The organism is Streptomyces sp. SM1 (genome assembly GCF_002910825.1).
Taxonomy (GTDB): domain Bacteria; phylum Actinomycetota; class Actinomycetes; order Streptomycetales; family Streptomycetaceae; genus Streptomyces; species Streptomyces okerensis.
Genome location: NZ_NEUB01000788.1, coordinates 1 through 2,511 on the forward strand (window position 1 = coordinate 1; position 2,511 = coordinate 2,511).

Below are 2,511 nucleotides of genomic sequence, written 5' to 3' on the forward strand. Positions count from 1 at the left end.
GCCCCATGTCGCCCACCTCGTCCGCCAGTCGGTGTACGACGATGCCGTTGCGGAACGCTGTCTCGCCGACGTGCGCGCAGGTGCTGCCGTAGACGCAGAGGCGGTTGCCGCCCTCCCGCACGACCTCGACGGACCGCTGCGCGGAGCGCGCCTCCTGTTCGAGCAGCGCGGAAAGCCGCGCGGCGTGCGGGCTGCGCACGGCCACTCGGGGGCGCAGCCGGGTGCGGCGGAAGTCCTGGGCCTCCTGGTCGGCGACGAGTCTTCCGCCGTCCAGTGTGACCACGTGGTCCGCGATCCGCGCGGCCTCCTTCGGGTCCGGCGTGGTGCACAGCACGGTGCCGCCCTGGGCCGCGTGCGCCCGGAGGAGGCCGTGCAGCCAGCGTGCCTCCGGGGCGGAGAGTCCCCGTGCGGGGTCGTCCAGCACGAGCGTGTGCGGGTCCGGGAGCAGTGCGCAGGCCAGTCCCAGGCGGCGGTCCATACCGCGCGACAGGGTGCCGAGTCGTTCGTCGCGCAGACTCACGAGCCCCACCGCTTCGAGGACTTCGTCGGCACGGCGGGCCGGTACGCCCGAGGCGGCGCAGAGCATTCGGAGATGCCCGCGGACGGTGCGCGCGGGGTGTCCCGGCACCTCGCCCAGCAGTACGCCCACCTCCCGGGCGGGATAGGGAATGCGGTGCAGGGGACGGCCTCTGAAGTAGGTGATGCCACGGCCGCGTTGGAGTTCGAGCATGAGCCCGAGTGCCGCCGTCTTGCCGGCTCCCGGTGCTCCGAGCAACACGGTGACGCGTCCCGCGTGCGCCTCGAAGGAGACGTCGTCGACGGCGGGCGGGAGCTCTTTGCGGGGGCTGCTGGTCAGTCCGATGGCCTGGATCACCCGATGCAAGATAGCGTGCCCATTCGGGTTTTTCGGGCATCGCGCGGCTCGCTGCGGACGGGACGTACGTGCTGCCGGGGCCGTCGGCGGGCCGGGCGGACCCCGCGTCAGACCTCGGGGCGCAGCATCGGAGGGTTGAGCAGGGTGGCCCCGCCGGCCCGGAAGAGCTGGGCGGGGCGTCCGCCCTGCCGGGTGGTCGTGCCTCCGGTCGGGACCAGGAAGCCGGGCGTGCCTGTCACTTTGCGGTGGAAGTTGCGCGGGTCGAGCGCCACGCCCCAGACCGCCTCGTAGACCCGGCGCAGCTCGCCGACGGTGAACTCGGACGGACAGAAGGCCGTCGCCAGCGAGGAGTACTCGATCTTGGAACGGGCGCGCTCCACCCCGTCCGACAGGATCTGGGCGTGATCGAAGGCGAGCGGCGCCACCGGCTCGGGGTCCCTGCCCCGGCCGCCCTCCCGCAGCAGTTCCCCGACGGGCGCCCAGCGGGCGTTGCTGGCGTCGCCGCCGGCCCGGGGTGCGGGCAGGTCGGGGGCCAGGGCGAGATGGGCGACGCTGACCACACGCATCCGGGGGTCGCGCTCGGGATCGCCGTAGGTGGCGAGCTGCTCGAGGTGTGCGCCGTTGTCCTGGGCGGGGACGGCCGGGTCGTGCACTCGCAGTCCGGTCTCCTCGGCCAGTTCCCGGGCCGCCGCCTGCGCCAGGTTCTCGTCGGCCCGTACGAAGCCTCCGGGGAGTGCCCAGCGCCCCTGGAAAGGCGGTTCGCCCCTGCGTACCGCCAACGCGCACAGCGAATGGCGACGCACGGTCAGCACGACCAGGTCCACGGTGACGGCGAAGGGCGGAAAAGCTGACGGGTCGTAGGGCATTGGTAGTCAGGGGCGCGGTGTCCTCGCGGACCCGTTTCCCCATCCCCCTTTCAATCCGTGCGTGCGGTTTTCCCGCACACGGCTTACCGATGATCTTCTTGACATGGTTACGCAGCCTTCGGATAGCGAATCGTGCCACCCAGCCGATACAGGCCATGCCCGTTGAACCACTCCTCAGTCCATTCCGCCCGCTGGCCTGACCTCAGATTGCGGCCGCGCTTCTTGGCCATCAATCTGTGGAGCCGCCATACGACATATCGATCAGCGGTCTGGAACTTGTCAGCGGCGTTCCCGGTTCTGAAGTAGTTACCCCAGCCGCGCAGGATCGGATTCAGGTCCGCAATCACGTCCCGAATATCCATTCCAGTCCGACGGCGGTCGGTCCGTTCCCGGACCTTGTCCCGGAGTCTCTTCATCGCCGCTTTCGAGGGCCAGCGGTGCAGGTAGAAGCGGACGGTCCCGTACTTCTCCCACGACCTGCCCGAGAAGCGTGCTCTGAAGTGGCAGCCGAGGAAGTCGAGTCCTTCCCGGCCCTCTCTGAGGTCAACAATCTTCGTCTTGTCCGGGTGCAGTCGCAGCCCCAGCGAAGTCAGGATCTCCCCGACCGCGTCAAGAGCAGCCCTGGCCTGGCGTTCCGAACGGCACAGGACGACGCCGTCGTCCGCGTACCGCACCAGCTCACCCACTCCGCGCCGCGATAGCCCGGAGTCCAGAACGTGCAGGTAGACGTTGGCCAGCAAAGGCGAGATCACCCCGCCCTGAGGCGTCCCG

Annotated in this window: 3 protein-coding genes; all 3 read right to left on the reverse strand. The window is 70.2% G+C overall.

Going from position 1 to position 2,511, the window contains the following annotated elements; all coding sequences use genetic code 11:
- Nucleotides 1-874 (reverse strand): ATP-binding cassette domain-containing protein (locus B9S61_RS24120; RefSeq protein WP_146064939.1); only part of this gene is annotated, 874 nt, incomplete at its 3' end.
- A gap of 107 nt (nucleotides 875-981) precedes the next feature.
- Nucleotides 982-1,740, reverse strand: coding sequence for an NUDIX domain-containing protein (locus B9S61_RS24125; RefSeq protein WP_103544129.1), 759 nt, complete (start codon nucleotides 1,738-1,740; stop codon nucleotides 982-984).
- A 107-nt stretch (nucleotides 1,741-1,847) separates the two neighbouring features.
- On the reverse strand, nucleotides 1,848-2,511 hold a 664-nt coding region (locus tag B9S61_RS24130; RefSeq protein WP_258039757.1), incomplete at its 5' end, for a group II intron maturase-specific domain-containing protein.